Here is an 18,016-nt window from a genome sequence, read left to right on the forward strand (position 1 = left end):
CTGGCGGCAATAGCGAAGTGGAACCACCTGATCCATTCCGAACTCAGTAGTGAAACGCTTCAGCGCCGATGGTAGTGTGGGGCTTCCCCATGTGAGAGTAGGACACCGCCAGGCTTTAATTATCGAAAAGCCCTCAGCAACGCTGGGGGCTTTTTTTTGTGCCCGCCTTTTTATAGCTAATGATGGAGAACCCAGCATTTTAAGAGTTTTGCTAAGTTCTTGATGTTGCATTTACTGTTCGCTCATTCCCTAAAGCTACTCGCTGGTTTAGAATGCCTTTATGACAAAGATTCATAAGTTCGTCTCTTTAAAAGACCTGCATACATTTAAATTACCTTATCAGGCAGATGCTGTGGTTGAATTAACTGCGGCAGAGGATCTGCCGTCGCTTGCTGATGACTACTATGTACTTGGTGAAGGCAGTAATACTATTTTCACGACCGACTTTAGCCGAACGGTATTGAAGGTTGGGATCAAAGGCTACGAATGCTCGGAAACGGAAAACAGTTTCGAGCTTAGGGTTGGCGCAGGCGAAAACTGGCATGATTTAGTGAGAAAAACCTTAGATGCAGACATGCCAGGGCTGGAAAATCTTGCGTTGATACCGGGGAGTGTTGGCGCAGCACCGGTGCAGAATATTGGCGCTTATGGGGTCGAGGTGTCGGAGTTTATCCGCACAGTGGAGGCCTGGGATAGGGAACAACACGAGTTTGTTCTGTTCAGCCAGAAGCAGTGCTGTTTTGCGTATCGTGATAGTTTGTTTAAACAGCATGCGGGACGTTATGTGATTACGCATGTCAACTTTTCGCTTAGTAAAAACTGGCGCGCTCAGCTTAGCTACGGAGCTTTATCCAGCGTGCCTGGTGATGCCTCGGCGAAGACGATCATGAAGGCAGTGGTGGCCATACGGAACAGTAAACTACCAAACCCCAAAGTATTACCAAACGCTGGCAGCTTTTTTAAAAATCCCGTTATCCCCCGGCAGCAGTTACAGGGATTGCTGGAGCGGTTCCCGGACATGCCGTATTACCCAGTAGATGATATGCAGGTTAAAGTCGCAGCTGGCTGGTTGATCGATCAGCTGGGCCTGAAAGGTTTCAGTTGCGGCGGTGTCTCGGTTCACGATAAGCAAGCTTTGGTGTTGGTTAATAAAGGTGAGGCTTCAGGTGAGGAGCTGCTTACCCTGGCAAAGGAAATCACAAGCCGGGTCAAGACGAGGTTTGCCATCGAATTGGAAATTGAGGTCAGGATCATGGGTGAAAAGGAACTTATCAACGCATGAGTAAACGCAATGAACGGGTGATAAAAGTGATCGAATTACTCGCCGACGGCGAGTTCCATTCCGGTCAGACCATTGGCGATGAGATTGGTGTTACCCGTACCGCCATCAGCCAATACATAAAAGATATTCAGGGGTTAGGTGTCGATGTGTTCCGGGTGACCGGCAAAGGCTACCGACTGGCGAAGGCTGTAGAGCTTTTGGATGAAGACATTATCACCCGGGAACTCAAAGCTCCTGTGGCGAACATAGAAGTGGAACGTGTGGTCACGTCCAGCAATGATGTCTTGCGTGAGCGCTTACGGGAAAACAAGGAACTGAATGCGGGTTACGCTGTACTGGCAGAAGCGCAAACGGCTGGTCGGGGACGACGCGGTAAAGCTTGGTACTCGCCCTTTGCTTCTAACCTTTATTTGAGTATGTACTGGCCCCTTGAGCATGGCATGTCCGGTGCAATGGGCCTTAGCGTTGCTATTGGTACCGCTTTAGCTGAAACTCTTGCCGAAGATGGTATGGAAGGGGTGCAACTGAAGTGGCCCAATGACATCCTGGTTGGCGGTAAGAAAATAGCTGGCATCCTGATCGAGCTTGAAGGGCAGGCGACAGATTCAGCGCATGCGATTATTGGTATAGGTATTAATCTGCGCATGCCGGATTGGCTTGATGCCCCGATTGACCAGCCCTGGACGGATGTCGAAACTGAGCTAAATGGCCGGGTGGAGCGTAATCAACTGGTAGCTAAACTGCTGAATAAGCTGCGCACTGCTTTGCAGGCTTATGATGTCGAGGGACTTGCCCCTTTTATCGAACGTTGGAGCAGCTTCGATAAACTACAGGAGCGCGCGGTGCGCATCCAGTTTGGCGAAAAATACATTTCAGGAGTGGCCAAGGGCATCTCAGAAGATGGCGCCTTGCTGGTCGAAGTCGCCGGTGAAGTAAAGCGTTTTCACGCGGGAGAAGTAAGTTTACGCTATGAATCCTAATAAATTACTGATTGATGCAGGGAATACCCGAGTCAAAGCGGCGCAAATGGACGCCGACGGCCATTTAGAGCCGCTTTTTAATCTCTCCTACGAAGAGCTTCGTGAGACCCATCTGCAGGCTCCTGTGGCTTCCGTATGGCTTGCTCTGGTCGGCGGTGCGGCGCAGCAATCGTTGCTGAACGAATGGATGAAGTCACAATGCGGACAGGCGCAAGTTTATCCAGTAACTTCTGAGGCGCATAAGTTTGGTGTTTCTAACGCCTACAGTGAACCTACGCATCTTGGTGTAGATCGCTGGCTCGCTCTGCTGGGAGCGTACAATGAAAATAAAAAGCCGACGTTAATCATCGACGCAGGTACCGCCATTACCGTTGACTGGATTGATGACCAAGGCCAGCACTTAGGCGGCTGGATCGCGCCTGGCGTAGATATGATGCAAAAGGCGGTTACCGACCGAGCGCCCCGTGTATTCACTGATACTCAGAAAATATGGGGCCGAGTGAATCAGCTTGGCACGAGCACCCCTGACGGTTTGCTGGACGGCTGCGTAAATATGTTTGCCGGTATTGTTCGGCAGGCCTTGCACGTAACTGAAACCGAGCTGGACTGGTTTGATTACCGGCTGCTCTTTAGTGGCGGTTCGACACCGTTACTGCCTGTCGAGTTGAAGCGTAAAGGCGAACTGCGCAGTGAATTAGTACTGCAAGGTCTGGCGTTGTACGCGCGGGAGCAGTCAGGAATTTAACGTCAGGGATTGGCGGTAAGCTGAAGGACCTGTGATGCTTGTGCATCACAGGTACTGATGAATAAATTAAAGCCTAAGCCTCAGGACAAGCGTGAGCGAAAGTCCTCGTAGGTGAAGCTGCGCACCAGATCAAAGTTACCATCCCGGCGCAGAATACCTATGTGCGGGTGCTCAACACCGTTGAAGAATGTCGTTTTGACCATGGTGTAATGCATCATATCTTCGAAAATAATGCGGCTACCCGGACGCAGCGGTTCGTCAAAACTGTACAAACCAATGACATCTCCGGCAAGACACGAGTTCCCACCAAGCTTGTAGGTGTGCTTGAGAACACCAGGTTCGCGGGCACCGGTGATTGCCGGGCGATAGGGCATCTCCAGCACGTCAGGCATATGTGCTGTAGCGGAGATATCCAGGATCGCGATTGGACCATCATTCTCTACAATATCAATGACCTCGGCGATAAGAGGACCGGTTTGCCAAGCTACGGCAGAACCAGGTTCAAGAATCACATCAAGGTCATACGTCTCGCGCAAACGCTTAAGTTGTTTGATCAAATGGTCGACATCATAGCCAGCGCGGGTCATCAGATGACCGCCGCCCAGATTCAACCATTTCATCTTATGCAGCAGGTCACCAAACTTTTCTTCAACAGCTTTAAGCGTACGCTCCAGGGCGAAAGAGTCGCACTCGCACAAGTTATGGACGTGCAAGCCCTCGATTCCTTCCAGATCGGCTCCTTGCAGGTCAGCCGCACGGATCCCTAAGCGTGAGCCGGGAGCACTGGGATCGTACAACTCAGTCTCTGCTTCCTGATGTTCCGGATTCACCCGTAATCCCGGGGAAACGCCCGCTTCGAGAACCTGATCTTTAAAGGTTTGCCACTGGTTCAAACTATTAAATGAGATATGGTTGACCAGCGGTAACAAGGCGTCCATTTCAGACGTTTTGTAACCTGGTGCGTAAGCGTGGACTTCGCGGCCAAACTCCTCAGCGGCGAGTTTTGCTTCCCACACTGAACTGGCGGTACATCCCACCAGGTACTTGCGGATCAAAGGGAAGGTACTCCACATTGAAAAACCTTTTAAGGCAAGAATGATGTGTGCACCACTTTCGCGCTGCACCCGCTCCATTAATTGCAGGTTCTGTTCCAGCAGCGCCTCGTTACAGACGTAACAAGGCGATGGGATAGCGTCAGATAAATAGGATTCTGTCATCATATTAGCGCTTAAATGGTGATTCACATTCGACCACCTGCCATGGCAGACCGTACTTGTTCAGACGCTCCATGAACTCATCCGGGTCAAATTGTTCCATGTTCCAGACTCCAGGTTTCATCCAGTGCTCTTGCAGCATCATGGAAGCACCGATCATCGCTGGTACACCAGTGGTGTAGGATACGGCTTGCGCACCTACTTCTGCGTTACAGGCGGCGTGGTCACAGTTATTGAAAATGAAGATAGTTTTCTCTTCACCATCTTTGATGCCAGTGACATAAGTACCGATACAGGTGCGTCCAGTGTAACCTTCGGCTAACGAGCCTGGGTTTGGCAATACTGCTTTCAAAAACTCCAGAGGTACAATTTTCTGTCCCTGAAACTCAACTGGCTCAATCGAGGTCATACCGACATTTTCCAATACCCGTAAATGCGTCAGGTACTGATCACCAAAGGTCATCCAGAATCGCGCGCGTTTGAGACTTGGGAAATGTTTTACCAGTGACTCCAGCTCTTCATGGAACAACAAATAAGAAGCGCGGACACCGACACCCGGATAGTCGAGATCTTCGCGCACACTGATCGGGTCAGTCTCAAGCCACTCCCCGTTTTCCCAGTATTTACCTCGTTGGGTAATCTCGCGAATATTAATTTCCGGATTGAAGTTGGTCGCAAAGGCCTGACCATGGTCTCCGCCATTACAATCGACAATATCCAGATAATGAATTTCATCAAAATAATGTTTTGCAGCGTATGCAGTAAACACGTTGGTCACGCCTGGATCAAAGCCGGCGCCAAGTAGTGCCATGATGCCTTTCTCTTTGAAACGCTCATGGTAGGCCCACTGCCAGGAGTATTCGAATTTGGCTTCGTCTTTAGGTTCGTAGTTGGCCGTATCCAGGTAGTGAACGCCTGTTTCTAAACAAGCATCCATGATTGGCAGGTCCTGATAAGGAAGAGCAACATTAATTACCAGCGCTGGCTCAACCTCACGGATTAGTTTTGCCACCTCACCAGCATTGTCGGCATCAACCTGGTAAACACCGACCACGCGATCTTTACCCACTTCCTGTTGCAAGGCTTCGCATTTCGAAACGGTACGACTGGCCAGGTGAATTTCAGAAAAATACTCTGGTAGCATTGCACATTTTTTGACAACGACTCCGGCTACACCGCCGGCGCCAATAACTAATACTCGTGACATGTAGAGACCCTTTCTTTGGTTCCATTTACGGGTGACTTAAAGGCTGAAAGATAGCATATTTTTGCAAAAACAGCATCCCGACTTAACCTTTGGTGGGGCCGTAGTGCAGATACTGACCAACGATTTCTCGTAGCTGATTCTCAAATTCGGCGCGGCTGTTAGCGTGGTTGATTTGCGTCAACGCCGCATTATCAATAGCCGGGTCAAATAGCGCCCGGGGTTGGGCTGCCAGAACTGAATGTGCAGCTTGCTGCCGCAGTATATACCACCAGGCAAAGCGCGCGTTCGACAGCGGTAAGTATCCTTGCGCAAAACCACGCAGAATGGGCACAACGGTAGTGTCGATATTAAGGTTTAGCGGCACAGTTTGGCCGCGCTGCCAGCCAACTTCAGCTTCCTGTAATTGCTGTAACGCTTTGATCAGCGAACAACTTGCCGTGGTCAGCCCCTGCGCCCAGATTGCACTGACCGCGCCACTGGCCATATTCTTTTTCTGGCCACGGCGGATTTCCACCAGCCCTGATGTTTGCCAAAAAGCTTCAACTGCCGGCGTGATGCCAAAACTGGTGCCCAATGCATCTATGTTCTGTGTCTGTGCATGCTGGTGGAGCGCAGCAAGCATGCGCCGGCCAATCCCCTGGCGGCGCAATTCGGGGTGCGTGGCAATGCGGACAATGCGCAGCCAGCGCCACGCAAGACAGTCGGGTTGTTGTCGGTAAAATCCTATCGCTTGCGGCAGAAGCTGTCCCTTAAGCCGACGCTCACCGCGCAAAACAGGCTGTTGTAGCTCCAATTCGATAGGGCCTTCCTGCGCCACCCAGCAGACACCTATAACCAGCTCATCTGCCAGTAATAAACCGAGGTGCTGAGCGGGGTCATCGAGTAATAACCGCAGATCGTTTGGACTGCTTTGATAATGCGCTTCAAGGAGTAGCGTCATCACCTGTTGTAGGAGTGCATTGCTAAGCTCACTGGCATGAACATAATGCCAGCGGACTTGGCCTGATGTTGCTTGCGGTTTTTTTAAGGGCGCGAGTTTGAGCATCAGCACTTGGTTGAGCCAGGCTTCTACTGCGTCAGCAGTGCTCCAACGGAGCGGCTCGGTGAGCTGGTGTTGCTGACACTCGCAGCTTTGTTTGAGCCAGGTTAGAAACCGCAGGGCAAAGCCTTTACCACAGCCTTCATAACCGTCGACGGTAGTCGCGATGGCCCAGACACGGAAATGCTGCTGCAGTTGCTTGAGAATATGTAACGGAATAGCCGCGGCTTCATCGATAACGAGCTCGGCGCCGAACTCAGAACTATCTTTAAGTAGTCGATCCCATGCCCGAAACCTTGCCCCGCCGGCAGCATGTTTTAAGAGTGTAGCCGCAGCCTGTGGCTGCGGCGCGGTCACCAGAATCGGCTTTGCTGAGCTATAACCCGCTGCTTTAATCGCCAGGCCCAAAGTCGTACTTTTGCCGCGCCCACGGTCGGCGAGCAAGAGATGTGTCGCTAATTTGTATTCGGTCATTTGACTAATGACCTGAGCCTGACTGGCAGAGGGTAAGTCTGGTGCAGCAGACGCAGGCAGGTGCGTCTGAGTAACGGCAGCGAGATGATCAGGCAGGTGTTGCCAGTGGCCGACGTGTCGAACCAGACCGATGTCTTCGGCAGATTGTAACAGCCGCTGTTTAAATGCTGATGAGCCCGCCGGTAAAATCACCCACAAAATACCGCCACCCCTGATGGTGCCGGTGACTGCCGCAAGGGCATCAGCATGAATAAGCTGCTGGTAGTCAAGCAGCACTGCGTCATAAGTCTGACCCAGTACATCGCGGTAACGGTGAATGGCTTTAGTGTCAGCTGTTGTATCACTGAAGTGCAGGGCGTTGGGAGTGAGTTCCAGCAGCTTATCACGAAGCTGTGCACGCTCATGATCATGGTCTGGGCTAAAAATGAAAACAGCACGTTGCCGTGCTGTTTTCAAATGGTGTCTGACGAGTGCTAATGAAGCTTGCAGTGACATGTCGTGATGACGTGTAAGCAGCTTACAACAAAGCCACACCAAAGAACTTCGCTGCTACCGTATTGGCAAATACGAGAGCGAGAATTAACGGGATAAAGGTACCGATCGCAAAGTTGACATATTTGTGCAGAAAGCTGGTTGCGTAGTTACTGTTACCTTCGCCAAGTTCAGCCGCGAAGTTCTCACGCTTCCAGCGGAAGCGGACAAATAGACAAATCAACAGACCGTTTAATGGCAAGATGGTTTCGTAAAAGACGTCGACAATGACATCGAACAGTGACTTGTCTATCCCGGCGTAGGTGATCACGTGGCTCACCCAGGGCACCAGACCAAAGGATGTGGCTGCCAGTAAGGTCAGAATAGTGATGGCAATGCCCATAACCAATAGCGCCGTACTACGTGACACGTTGCGCTTCTCCATAAAGGATGAGGTCGGCACCTCGATAATAGACACTAATGAAGTGATAGCAGCAACAAAGGCGAGCAAAAAGAAGACGGAAGCTGCGACTGTGGCAAAACCGTAACCTATAATGTCTGACAACTGCATGAAAATTTGCGGGAAGAACGAGAAAATCATTGATACCGATGAGTCACTTAAGGACTCTGGGTTAGTATCTGGATAGATGGCAAAAATTGCAGGTAATGTCATTAAGCCGGCGGTAAAAGCTACTGCCGTGTCGGTAATAGCGACCAGCTTACCAGAGGTCACGATATCGTCATTGCGGCGGAAATAGGAGCCATAGGTAATGAGAATCCCCATACCTAACGACAACGAGAAGAATGCTTGGGCGAGGGCACCGTTAATCACACTACCATCAATTTTGCTGAAATCAGGAACCAGATAGAATTCGACCCCTGCCATGGCGTTATCCAATGTCAGTACGAAGATGACCAGTAAGATGAGCATTAAAAACAACGTTGGCATCAGAATTTTGGATGCGCGTTCAATACCCTTACGGACACCACCTACCAGAATAAAGTTGATGATCAGGGTGACGGCGATTAAGTAACCGACAAACGAATAGTCGTTAACGAAATGTCCAAAGTACTCGGGTTGCGCTATGACTTCCAAATTACCCGACAAGGTCTGAAACAGATAACCGAAGATCCACACGGTAATGACCATATAGAAGACTGCAATCATAAACGGCGTTATGGTTGCGAACCACCCGGCGAGACGCCACTGAATAGCATTCTTACCAAGTTCGGCGTAAGCGCTATAAGGGCTATGCTGAGTGCGGCGGCCCAGTCCCATTTCCGCGAGCATGATTGGCAGACAAATAAAAGCGACAAAAAGTGCATAGATGATAAGAAATGCACCGCCGCCGTTTTTCGTTGCTGCAACTGGGAAACCAACGAGGTTGCCAATACCTACGGCAGAACCTGCCGCAGCCAGTATGAAGCCAATTTTCGAGCTAAAATGCTCGCGAGATGTACTCATAGGGGGACCTTTATTTATAGTTATTATAGACATAGCTTAGCGAGGCATAAGGAAACCTCGACGAACATTCGCTCAATCCTAGCGTATGCCGTAGAATGCGGCAAGCACCAGCAACACATAGATACGATGCAACACGATTTATTCTCGACAAACGGAAGCCCTGAGATCATTTCTCTTGGTGAGCAGAGCGCGCTGTTACGCGGCTATGCCTTACCCTGGGAAAGGCATCTGCTTAAGGCAATTGATACTATAACGAGCCAAGCCTTTTGGCGTCGCCTGCAGACGCCTGGTGGACGAGCGATGTCGGTGCAAACCACAAATAGCGGAAGCTGGGGGTGGCATAGTGATAAGCAGGGATACCGTTACGTAGGGACAGATCCTTTGACGGAAAAGCCTTGGCCAGAGTTACCTGCTGAGGTGATTGGATTAGCGAAAAATGCCGCTGCACACGTGGGCTTTTCTGAGTTTATTGCTGACGCTTGCCTGATCAATCGTTACCAGCCAGGCACGCAGATGGGACTTCATCAAGACCGTGATGAATACTCCTTTGAGCATCCCATAGTATCGGTGTCACTTGGTTTACCGGCGCGTTTTTTATGGGGAGGTTTGCAACGTTCGGATCGTCCGTCTCGTATCGAGCTGCGGCATGGTGACGTAGTGGTCTGGGGTGGTGTTGATCGCTTGCGCTATCATGGAATTGCCAAAGTAGCGGATGGCTACCATCCGCAGCTTGGCGCGCAGCGCATAAACCTTACGCTGCGCCGAGCCGGCCCTTAATACATCATGCTATAGAGTAAACGGCGGTAACGGGCGGCCAAAGGATCGCCTTTTGGTAGGCCATTGAGCATATCCAGCGCTTGTTGTCTGGCTTCTGGAAAGTTGAAATCTCGTTTGAGTACGGAAAAGCAAACCTCCAACGCCTCTTCCATACGCTTCGCCTGATATAAGCTGGTCGCTAATTCCAGTGCCAGTTCGAGATTATCCGGTTGTTCCTTTACCTGCTGCTGCAGGGCTCGCAGCTCCGGACTGTCCGCCGCTTGCTTTGCCAGCTGTAATTTACTCTGTACCTGCTGGAAATAGCTGTCCTGATCAGCGAGTCGAATGCCATCTAGCAATGACTCCGTTTGCTCGATTCGGCCAAGGCTGCAGGCTGCATCAGCTAAAGTCAGTTGCGCCTGGGTATCTTCTGGCTGCAGGTCATAGGCCTGTTTGGCAAGCGCATAAGCCTCGTCAAATTGTTCTTGCTCGAGTAACTCCCGGGCATGCTTTAGTAAGTCCTCGCCAGGGCCAGGTATATGTTGTTCAATCCGCGCACGGATAGCACTTTCGGGCTCAACACCGGCAAAGCCATCCACGGGCTGACCCTCTTTGAAAAACGCGACGGTCGGCAAGCTGCGAATGCCAAATTGGGCGGCAAGTTGCTGCTGTTCGTCACAATCGATTTTAACCAAAGTGACACGGTCACTGTATTCGGCGGCAAGTTTTTCCAATACCGGCATGAGCTGCTTACACGGCTCACACCAGTCAGCCCAAAAATCGACAATAATCAGTTTGGATTGAGAGCCCTCCAGAATCACTTGTTGGAAGTTCTCGAGCGTTACCGTGATACCTGTGTTTGCCACACTTATTCCTTCTTACTCATTAAGTTTGTATGTTGAACTAACTAAACCAGCGTAAAAGCTTTTGCTTAAACGAAGTATAGGGAGGATACCGGAAATTCGGATCGAACCAAAATGGCCGTTGCATTACCGATTTCTGATGGCTAAAGGTATCAAATCCAAATTTGCCATGATAGCGACCCATGCCACTAGGACCTACGCCGCCGAAGGGAAGCTTCGGATTCAGCATAAACATCAGCGTGTCATTATTGCATTGGTTCCCCGCGTGGGTTTGCTCCGTTAACTGCTGTAGGCTGCGGGTCGAGCCGCTGAAACCATAAAGTGCCAGTGGCTTATCACGATCACGAATAAATTCGATGGCACTGGCAAGGTTTGGTACCGTCAGCACCGGGAGTAGCGGGCCGAAAATCTCCTCCTGCATGACGGGGCTGTCGGTGGCAACCTCGGTCATTATGGTGGGTTCAATGTAACGCGCCTGACGGTCAAACTCACCGCCATAATAAAGCGTACCCTGGTCAAGGTAATCGACCAGTCGTTGCCAGTGTTGCTCATTGACAATCATTCCATAGTCGTCAGCATCTGCTGCATCGTCCCCAAAAAAGGACTCAATGGCTTCTCGTAGCGCCTCAAGAAAAGGTTCTTTGACGCTTTCATCGACCAGCACATAATCTGGAGCGATACAGGTTTGTCCTGCGTTCAGCCACTTTCCCCAGGCAATACGGCGGGCCGCTGTTTTGATATCAGCATCCGCCAGCACCACCGCCGGGCTCTTTCCTCCCAACTCCAGCGTTACTGGTGTTAAATGTTCGGCGGCGGCTTTCATGACAATACGTCCGACTCGACCACCCCCGGTGTACATGATGTGGTCAAAACGCTGCTGCAAAAGCGCTTGCGCAGTGTCAGCACCGCCATTAACCACCTGAACCGCTTCATTAGCTAAATAGTCGGGCAACAATCGCGCCATGAGTGACGCCGTCGCTGGGGCAAGTTCTGACGGTTTCAGCACGACACAATTACCGGCTGCCAGAGCAGCAATCAATGGGCTTAGCAGCAATTGTAGCGGGTAATTCCAGGCACCTATGATAAGCACCACCCCCAGCGGCTCGGGCTGCAAAAAGCTTTTGCCCGGCCAGGCCATCAGTGGCTGACTTACGCGGGTTGGTTGCATCCACTTCCGTAGCCGCTTGCAGGTATGTTCAATATCACTGGTCAAATAACCCAGCTCCGTCAGCCAGCCTTCTGCCTGGCTTTTACCCAGATCAGAATGTAACGCCTCGAGAAGCTCAGCTCCATGTGTTTCCAGCATTAACGCGAGCTGTTTCAGCTGCGTCATACGCCACGCGTGAGAACGCGTCAGTCCGCTCACATAGGTATGGCGCAGGCGTTGCATTAAGCTGCTAAGCTCCATTTGTTCTGACACAGGTCGTACTCCTTAAGCAAAACCACCTAAAGTAAGGGTTTTGGTTTCTTGGTATTCGGCGAGGCCGTAACGCGAGCCTTCGCGACCAATACCTGACTCTTTAACACCACCGAAGGCGTTATACGCGTGCGAGATGGCGCCGGCATTTATGCCGAGCATGCCACACTCCAGTTCACTACTGACCCGCTCGATACGGCGATAGTCTTCGGCACAAAAGTAGCCCGCCAGACCAAAGGGCGTGGCATTGGCTTTGCGGATGCCTTCTTCTTCGGTGTCGAAGGTCTGAACTGCAACCACGGGGCCAAATATCTCTTCCTGAGCGATGTCCATGGTTGAGGTCACTCCGGTTAACAGGGTAGGGGCGTAGAATAACTCGCCAACCTCGTCCAGAACCTTGCCACCGGTTAAACATTCAGCACCTTGCTCTCTGGCATCGGCAACCAGTCGTTTGACCTTATCGATGGCATCCTGGTCAATCAGCGGGCCATAATCGACTTCATCTGCAGTACCTGGGGCAACTTTGAGCTTTTCCATTTCGGATTTCAGGGTGTTGACGAATTTATCTAAGACTTTCTCCTGTACCAGAATACGGTTGGCACTGATACAGGTCTGGCCTGCGTTACGGAATTTGCAGATTAAAAGTTGCTCGACTGCAAGCTCAATGTCGGCATCGTCAAATACGATAAACGGAGCATTGCCACCGAGCTCAAAAGATACTTTCTTCACGGTGCTGGCGCATTGCTGCATCAGTTTCTTACCGACCGCCGTTGAGCCAGTGAAACTAAACTTACGCACGTCTGGATGTTCGGTGAGAACTCCGCCAATCGATTTGGCGTCAGTGCTAGGTACGATATTGATGACGCCGTCAGGGATCCCCACCTCGCTGGCGAGCTGCGCGATAGCCAGTGCGGAAAGTGGTGTTAATTGTGGTGGTTTTACCACCATAGTGCAGCCAGCTGCCAGCGCTGGCGCGACTTTTCGGGTGATCATGGCGTTTGGAAAGTTCCAGGGAGTTATCGCGGCACAGACGCCTACCCCTTGTTTGGTGATCCAAACGCGCTTATCCGGGCTCTGCAGTGGGAGCACGTCGCCGTAACTGCGCTCAGCTTCAGCCGCAAACCACTCAACAAAGCTGGCGCCGTATTCAATTTCAGCTGCGGCTTCCGCGACGGGCTTGCCTTGCTCGGCGCACATTAACTCGGCCAGGGCTTGTTTGTTACTTAGCATCGAGTTAAACCACCGACGCAATAATTCGGCACGCTCGTGGGGCGTCTTCTTGCGCCAGCCGGGCAGGGCATTTTTGGCTGCCTCAACGGCCCGTTCAGCCAGCGTTGCATCAGCATCAGCAACTTCAGCAACGACTTCACCAGTGGCCGGGTTGGTAACGGCAAAACGTTGTTCCACAGGCACCCAGTGGCCATCGATGAATGCATTGGTCTTCGTAAGTGAACGCATGCTGTGGGATGTCATAACTTTCCCCTTGTTGTTGGCAAGTAGTAAAAACTTATAACTCTCTTATGAGTATGTTGCCTAAGTGGTTCACATGCAATGCTAGTTTAGCTTGTAATTAGGTAGCGATTCACGTATAGTCCGCAGCCTCAGGGTCATTACCGCTAATGATGGGAGCGGCTCAACCCCTGACTACGCTGGGGTTCAGCGCCTAATCTTCCTGCCAGAGTGTTCATCGTGTTCTGTAGCTGGGCGTACCTATACCCCCTTTATGCTTTACAGAAATGATGTGAGATACAAATGTCTGATTTAATGACTGGCCAATCGTTCAGCGATTTTGGCCTACCAAGTGCTGTGCTTAAACAAGTCGAAAGCATGGGCTTTACAACACCAACTCCTATTCAAATTCAAGCCATTCCAGCCTTACTTGAAGGTAAGAATGTTTTAGGCGAAGCGCAGACCGGTACCGGTAAAACTGCGGCCTTTGGCTTGCCTGGCTTGACTTTAGTCGATCCAAAAGTACGTCAAACCCAAATGTTGGTTGTTGCACCAACTCGCGAATTGGCGATTCAGGTAGCAGAAGCTATTACCGAATTTGGCAAACAAATGCGAGGTCTTGAAGTCGCAACTGTCTACGGTGGCGCTGCATTTGGACCACAGATCAAAGCGCTACGTACTGGCGCGCAAGTGATCGTCGGTACTCCGGGTCGTTTGCTCGATATGCTGAAAAAAGGCGTATTGAAATTAGACGCACTGCGTATGGCCGTTTTGGATGAAGCAGACGAAATGCTAAACATGGGCTTCATCGATGATATCGAAGCCATCATGGGTGCTGTGCCAAATACATCGCAACGGACCTTGTTCTCAGCGACGATGCCGAATGCAATCCGTAAGCTTGCAAAAACCTTCCTGGTGACCAGCGAAGGCGAACAACCTGTTTCGATTAAAATTGAAGCTAAAAACGTGGCGAAATCTAAGATTCGTCAACGTGCATGGCAAGTTCGTGGTATCACCAAGATGATGGCACTGACACGCCTGCTTGAAACCATGGATTATCAACGCGTGTTGATTTTCGTCCGCACTCGTAATGATACGATGGAAGTTACTGAGCAGTTGCAGGCTGCCGGCTTCAAAGCATCGCCATTGAGCGGCGATCTTAATCAGGCGCAACGTGAGCAGACTGTGAATCAGTTGCGTAGTGGTCGTATTGAAATTCTCGTCGCTACCGACGTTGTTGCGCGTGGACTAGACGTCCCAGAAATCACCCACGTGGTGAATTATGACTTACCTGGTGACACTGAGTCTTATGTCCACCGCATCGGCCGTACCGGCCGTGCCGGTCGCAGTGGCGAGGCAATCTTGTTTTTCCGCCCGCGCGAGAAACATTTGTTGCGCCATTATGAGCGGTTAACGAGCAGCACCATTGAGTTTTTCGAAGTGCCAAGTGCAAGCGATTTGAGTGCTCATCGCCAAGCTTCTTTGCAGCAGAAAATCGTTGCACAGGTTGAAAAAGGCGGCATGGATGAACTGACTGCGATCATCGAAAAGATGCAAGAACAGACAGAATTAACGGCAAGCCAAATCGCAGTAGCGTTGTTAGCACAGCAACAACAGCAGCGTCCGTTGATTGTCTCAGCTGATCCGGCGCCGAAGAAATTCGCCGAGCGTCCTGAGCGCGCTGACCGCAATGACCGTGGTGACCGTAAGCGTCCAGAGAAACGCGCAAATACTCGTGACCGTCGCGATGCAAACGTTGAATTTGATACTTATCGGATTCAGGTCGGCCGTGATCACGGTGCTCGTCCACAAGATATCGTGGGTGCTATTGCCAACGAAGCGGAAATGGACAGCAAGTATATTGGGCAAATCCAATTATTCGAAAACCACAGTCTGGTTGAGTTACCGAAAGGCTTGCCAACAGGCGTGTTACGCATTCTGCAGCGCGCCCGTGTCCGTCAGCAACAGATGGGTATGGAGTTAGCTGCCGATCAGGCTATCGCGCCTCGTGCGCACAAGCCTGGTGGACGTCCAGCACCGAAAAGTTTTGCCCGCAACGAACGCCAGCCCCGTGGTGAACGTCGCAGCCGTCGCTTTCAATAAGCCGGTATAATAAGCACTAGCCAAAAAGGGAGCTCCAGTAGCTCCCTTTTTTAATCTTGTTGCGGCGAATTTCCCAGGTTTGCCAGAAAGCTCTCCGCCTGCTCTCGAATCTCCTTCTTTTCGCTCTCGTCTCTTTTTCGCCACTGACTTAAAATCAAAGCCATTCGTGAATTATTGGCAAAGCGCTGCTGATGACGGTCAATAAAATGCCAGTACAAGAGATTAAAAGGGCAAGCGCCGTCACCAACCTTGGTCTGCACATCGTAATGACAGGACTTACAATAGTTGGACATCTTATTAATGTAACTGCCACTGGACACATAAGGTTTGGTTGCTAACTTACCCCCGTCTGCAAATTGACTCATCGCCCGCGTATTGGGAAGCTCGACCCACTCAATCGCATCAATGTAGACCCCCAGATACCAGGCATCCACAGCATCTGGAGCGCAACCGGCCAGCAGTGCGAAATTGCCGGTGACCATGAGCCGCTGAATATGGTGCGCGTACGCATAGTCTAGTGACTGAGTGATGCTATGCTGCAGGCAGTTCATTTGGGTTTTCCCAGTCCAGTAGAAGTCAGGCAGGGGACGCTCATGCTCCAGAAAGTTACTGTCTGCATAAGCCGGCATAAAGTGCCAGTAAATTGCGCGCACAAACTCACGCCAACCAATGATTTGCCGGATAAACCCTTCAATCTGATTCAGTGAAATGTCATCGGGGTTCGCTTGCCAGGCAGATAACGCGGCTTCCACAACTTGCTTAGGGCTGAGCATTTTGGTGTTCAGCGCAAAGGAGATGCGGGCATGGTAAAGAGCCCAGTGCCCCTCAAGCATAGCGTCTTGATAATCCCCGAAGCGCGACAGCAGGTGTTCAGTAAAGTAACTCAATAGCTGCTTAGCTTCGCTGCGTTGGACCGGCCAGATGAAGTTGTTAGGGTCAATATGACCAAAGGTATCAACACCTTCTTGCTCAAGTAGCTCAACAAGTGCGCTGACATCGTGCGCGAACAGCAACGGCTCGGGCAGTTCTGCCGATGCTTTGAGGGATTTGCGGTTTTCTTTGTCGTAGTTCCATTTGCCACCGACAGGTTTGCCGTCTTCCATAAGGTAACCGGTTTGCTTGCGGACGCGGCGGTAGAAATGTTCCATGAGATAGTTGTCTTTGTCACCAAACCATTGATTCAGGACGTTCCGCTCAGTAAGGAAGTGCTCACTGTCGTGCCAGGTTAATGAGCACGAGTCTGGCGCTTGCCATTCATCGAACTGCTTATCCAGACGGTATTCATCCGGCTGTTGCAGTAAAATTTCCTTGCTGTTGCAGTGCTTAGCGACCGCGGCAAGATTATCCGTCAGGGATTGTTTGTTATCGCTGTGGTCCAAAGTGAGATAGAGCACGTTGTGACCCGCTTTTGCCAAGGCGCTGGCAAAGTTTCGCATCGCAGCAAAAAAGCCCACCACTTTTTGAATATGGTGGCGACAGTAGTCGGTTTCCTGGCGCATTTCGAACATAACAAACAAGCGTCGTTTAGATTTCTGGTGGTACCAGCTGTGACTGGCATTAAGCTGATCGCCAAGGATTAACGCAATTTCTGCATAGTCATTGGTGGGTAGCTTGGACAAACTGGTGAAGCAATTCGAATGAAGTTGAGTCATGGCGTCCCGGGTGGTTCGATGTGTACTAAGCTTAGCCAAGAACTACGCAGCAGATTCAGGAAAAGATCGGGTTTTATAACGCGAAATATAGCCACCGCATGCAGAATTTGGCATTATGCGCACATTCATAAGCGAGTCTTACAGGCAGGGATAAGAATGCAGCCAGTTAACGTTATTTGTATCAAATGGGGCCAAAAATACGGCGCTGATTACGTCAATACACTTTACTCAATGGTAAGCCGTAATTTATCGCGGCCGTTCCGCTTTGTCTGTTTGACCGACGATGCCGATGGTATTCGTGACGAAGTCGAAGTTAAACCCATCCCTGAGGTAGGTTTTGAAGATTTTGACCAGCGCAAACCCTGGACCTTTGGTCATGGATGGTTGAAGTTAACTTGCTTTGCCAAACCGCTGTATGATCTCGAAGGGCAGACACTATTTCTCGATCTGGATATCGTGATTGTTGGCAGTCTGGACGAATTCTTTGAGCCGGAGGGGGAATTTCTGGTCATCAAAGAATGGGATAAGTCCGATGCAACAGGCAATACCTCGGTGTTTCGCTTCAACATAGGCGCTCATGTCGACGCTCTTGAACATTTAAAGAATGATCCGGTTGGATCGCGTAAGAATGTCCGGAATGAGCAAGAGTTTATTACTCAGTTTGTTGACCGTCAGGGTAAGCTCAAATACTGGCCAGCCGAGTGGTGCCGCAGTTTCAAACGTCATTGCTTGCGGCCCTTCCCGCTAAGTTTCTTCCAACAGCCGCGCATCCCTGAAGGGGCGAAAGTGATTATTTTCCACGGCCGTCCGCATCCGGACGATGCAGTGGCAGGGCGTAGCGGTAAGTGGTACCGCAAGGTTCTTCCAACGACCTGGATTAAAGAATACTGGCGTTAAAT

General features: G+C 50.8%; 14 protein-coding genes and 1 rRNA gene. 7 read left to right on the plus strand and 8 right to left on the minus strand.

Translation table 11 applies throughout. The features are described 5' to 3' along the window. The 4 genes from rrf (at position 1) to J6J28_RS10650 (ending at position 3,007) form a co-directional block, all read left to right on the plus strand. Positions 1-114 (plus strand): 5S ribosomal RNA (gene rrf / locus J6J28_RS10635). A gap of 166 nt (positions 115-280) precedes the next feature. Continuing rightward, the gene (gene murB, locus J6J28_RS10640) at positions 281-1,282 is read left to right on the plus strand and encodes a UDP-N-acetylmuramate dehydrogenase (RefSeq protein WP_301721642.1); all 1,002 of its coding nucleotides are present in this window, start codon (positions 281-283) and stop codon (positions 1,280-1,282) included. Further along, complete coding sequence (gene birA, locus J6J28_RS10645) at positions 1,279-2,262, plus strand: bifunctional biotin--[acetyl-CoA-carboxylase] ligase/biotin operon repressor BirA (RefSeq protein ID WP_301721644.1); 984 nt, start codon at positions 1,279-1,281, stop codon at positions 2,260-2,262. The genes murB and birA overlap by 4 nt, the downstream gene beginning before the upstream one ends. Next, a complete protein-coding gene (locus J6J28_RS10650; protein ID WP_301721645.1) occupies positions 2,252-3,007 on the plus strand; it encodes a type III pantothenate kinase in 756 nt (251 codons plus the stop codon). The genes birA and J6J28_RS10650 overlap by 11 nt, the downstream gene beginning before the upstream one ends. A gap of 80 nt (positions 3,008-3,087) precedes the next feature. Here J6J28_RS10650 and nspC read toward each other — a convergent pair whose 3' ends face one another. The 4 genes from nspC to J6J28_RS10670 form a co-directional block, all read right to left on the minus strand. Next, on the minus strand, positions 3,088-4,224 hold the full coding sequence (nspC, locus tag J6J28_RS10655) for a carboxynorspermidine decarboxylase (RefSeq protein WP_301721951.1): 1,137 nt from the start codon (positions 4,222-4,224) through the stop codon (positions 3,088-3,090). Between the two features lie 4 nt (positions 4,225-4,228). Then, entirely contained in the window at positions 4,229-5,428 is a 1,200-nt protein-coding gene (locus J6J28_RS10660) for a saccharopine dehydrogenase family protein (RefSeq protein ID WP_301721647.1), read from the minus strand. 82 nt (positions 5,429-5,510) lie between these two features. Continuing rightward, positions 5,511-7,436 carry a GNAT family N-acetyltransferase gene (locus J6J28_RS10665; RefSeq protein ID WP_301721648.1) on the minus strand — a complete coding sequence of 642 codons (1,926 nt, stop codon included), beginning with the start codon at positions 7,434-7,436 and terminating at the stop codon, positions 5,511-5,513. Between the two features lie 22 nt (positions 7,437-7,458). Then, the gene (locus J6J28_RS10670) at positions 7,459-8,877 is read right to left on the minus strand and encodes a sodium-dependent transporter (RefSeq protein ID WP_301721650.1); all 1,419 of its coding nucleotides are present in this window, start codon (positions 8,875-8,877) and stop codon (positions 7,459-7,461) included. 126 nt (positions 8,878-9,003) lie between these two features. Between J6J28_RS10670 and alkB the strand changes: the two genes are divergently transcribed. Next, positions 9,004-9,654, plus strand: a complete 651-nt coding sequence (alkB, locus tag J6J28_RS10675; protein ID WP_301721651.1) for a DNA oxidative demethylase AlkB — start codon at positions 9,004-9,006, stop codon at positions 9,652-9,654. On the opposite strand, the gene trxA is transcribed toward alkB, so the two are convergent. Genes trxA through J6J28_RS10690 form a run of 3 tightly spaced genes read right to left on the minus strand, consistent with a single transcriptional unit; the run spans position 9,651 to position 13,386 of the window. Then, positions 9,651-10,499, minus strand: coding sequence for a thioredoxin (trxA, locus tag J6J28_RS10680; RefSeq protein WP_301721653.1), 849 nt, complete (start codon positions 10,497-10,499; stop codon positions 9,651-9,653). The two genes, alkB and trxA, sit on opposite strands and share 4 nt — an antisense overlap. 37 nt (positions 10,500-10,536) lie before the next feature. Beyond that, complete coding sequence (locus J6J28_RS10685) at positions 10,537-11,904, minus strand: aldehyde dehydrogenase family protein (RefSeq protein WP_301721952.1); 1,368 nt, start codon at positions 11,902-11,904, stop codon at positions 10,537-10,539. Positions 11,905-11,928: 24 nt separating this feature from the next. After that, entirely contained in the window at positions 11,929-13,386 is a 1,458-nt protein-coding gene (locus J6J28_RS10690; protein WP_301721655.1) for an NAD-dependent succinate-semialdehyde dehydrogenase, read from the minus strand. 279 nt (positions 13,387-13,665) lie between these two features. Between J6J28_RS10690 and J6J28_RS10695 the strand changes: the two genes are divergently transcribed. Further along, positions 13,666-15,465, plus strand: a complete 1,800-nt coding sequence (locus J6J28_RS10695; RefSeq protein ID WP_301721657.1) for a DEAD/DEAH box helicase — start codon at positions 13,666-13,668, stop codon at positions 15,463-15,465. Positions 15,466-15,515: 50 nt separating this feature from the next. On the opposite strand, the gene J6J28_RS10700 is transcribed toward J6J28_RS10695, so the two are convergent. Then, positions 15,516-17,117 (minus strand): cryptochrome/photolyase family protein, encoded by a 1,602-nt coding sequence (locus J6J28_RS10700; protein ID WP_301721658.1) that lies wholly within the window; start codon positions 17,115-17,117, stop codon positions 15,516-15,518. Between the two features lie 156 nt (positions 17,118-17,273). On the opposite strand from J6J28_RS10700, the gene J6J28_RS10705 reads away from it, so the two are divergent. After that, positions 17,274-18,014, plus strand: coding sequence for a glycosyltransferase family protein (locus J6J28_RS10705; protein ID WP_301721659.1), 741 nt, complete (start codon positions 17,274-17,276; stop codon positions 18,012-18,014). The last annotated feature ends 2 nt before the right edge of the window (positions 18,015-18,016 follow it).

The sequence above is a fragment of the Pseudidiomarina terrestris genome, from assembly GCF_030466375.1.
In the GTDB taxonomy this organism is placed as follows: Bacteria; Pseudomonadota; Gammaproteobacteria; order Enterobacterales; family Alteromonadaceae; genus Pseudidiomarina; species Pseudidiomarina terrestris.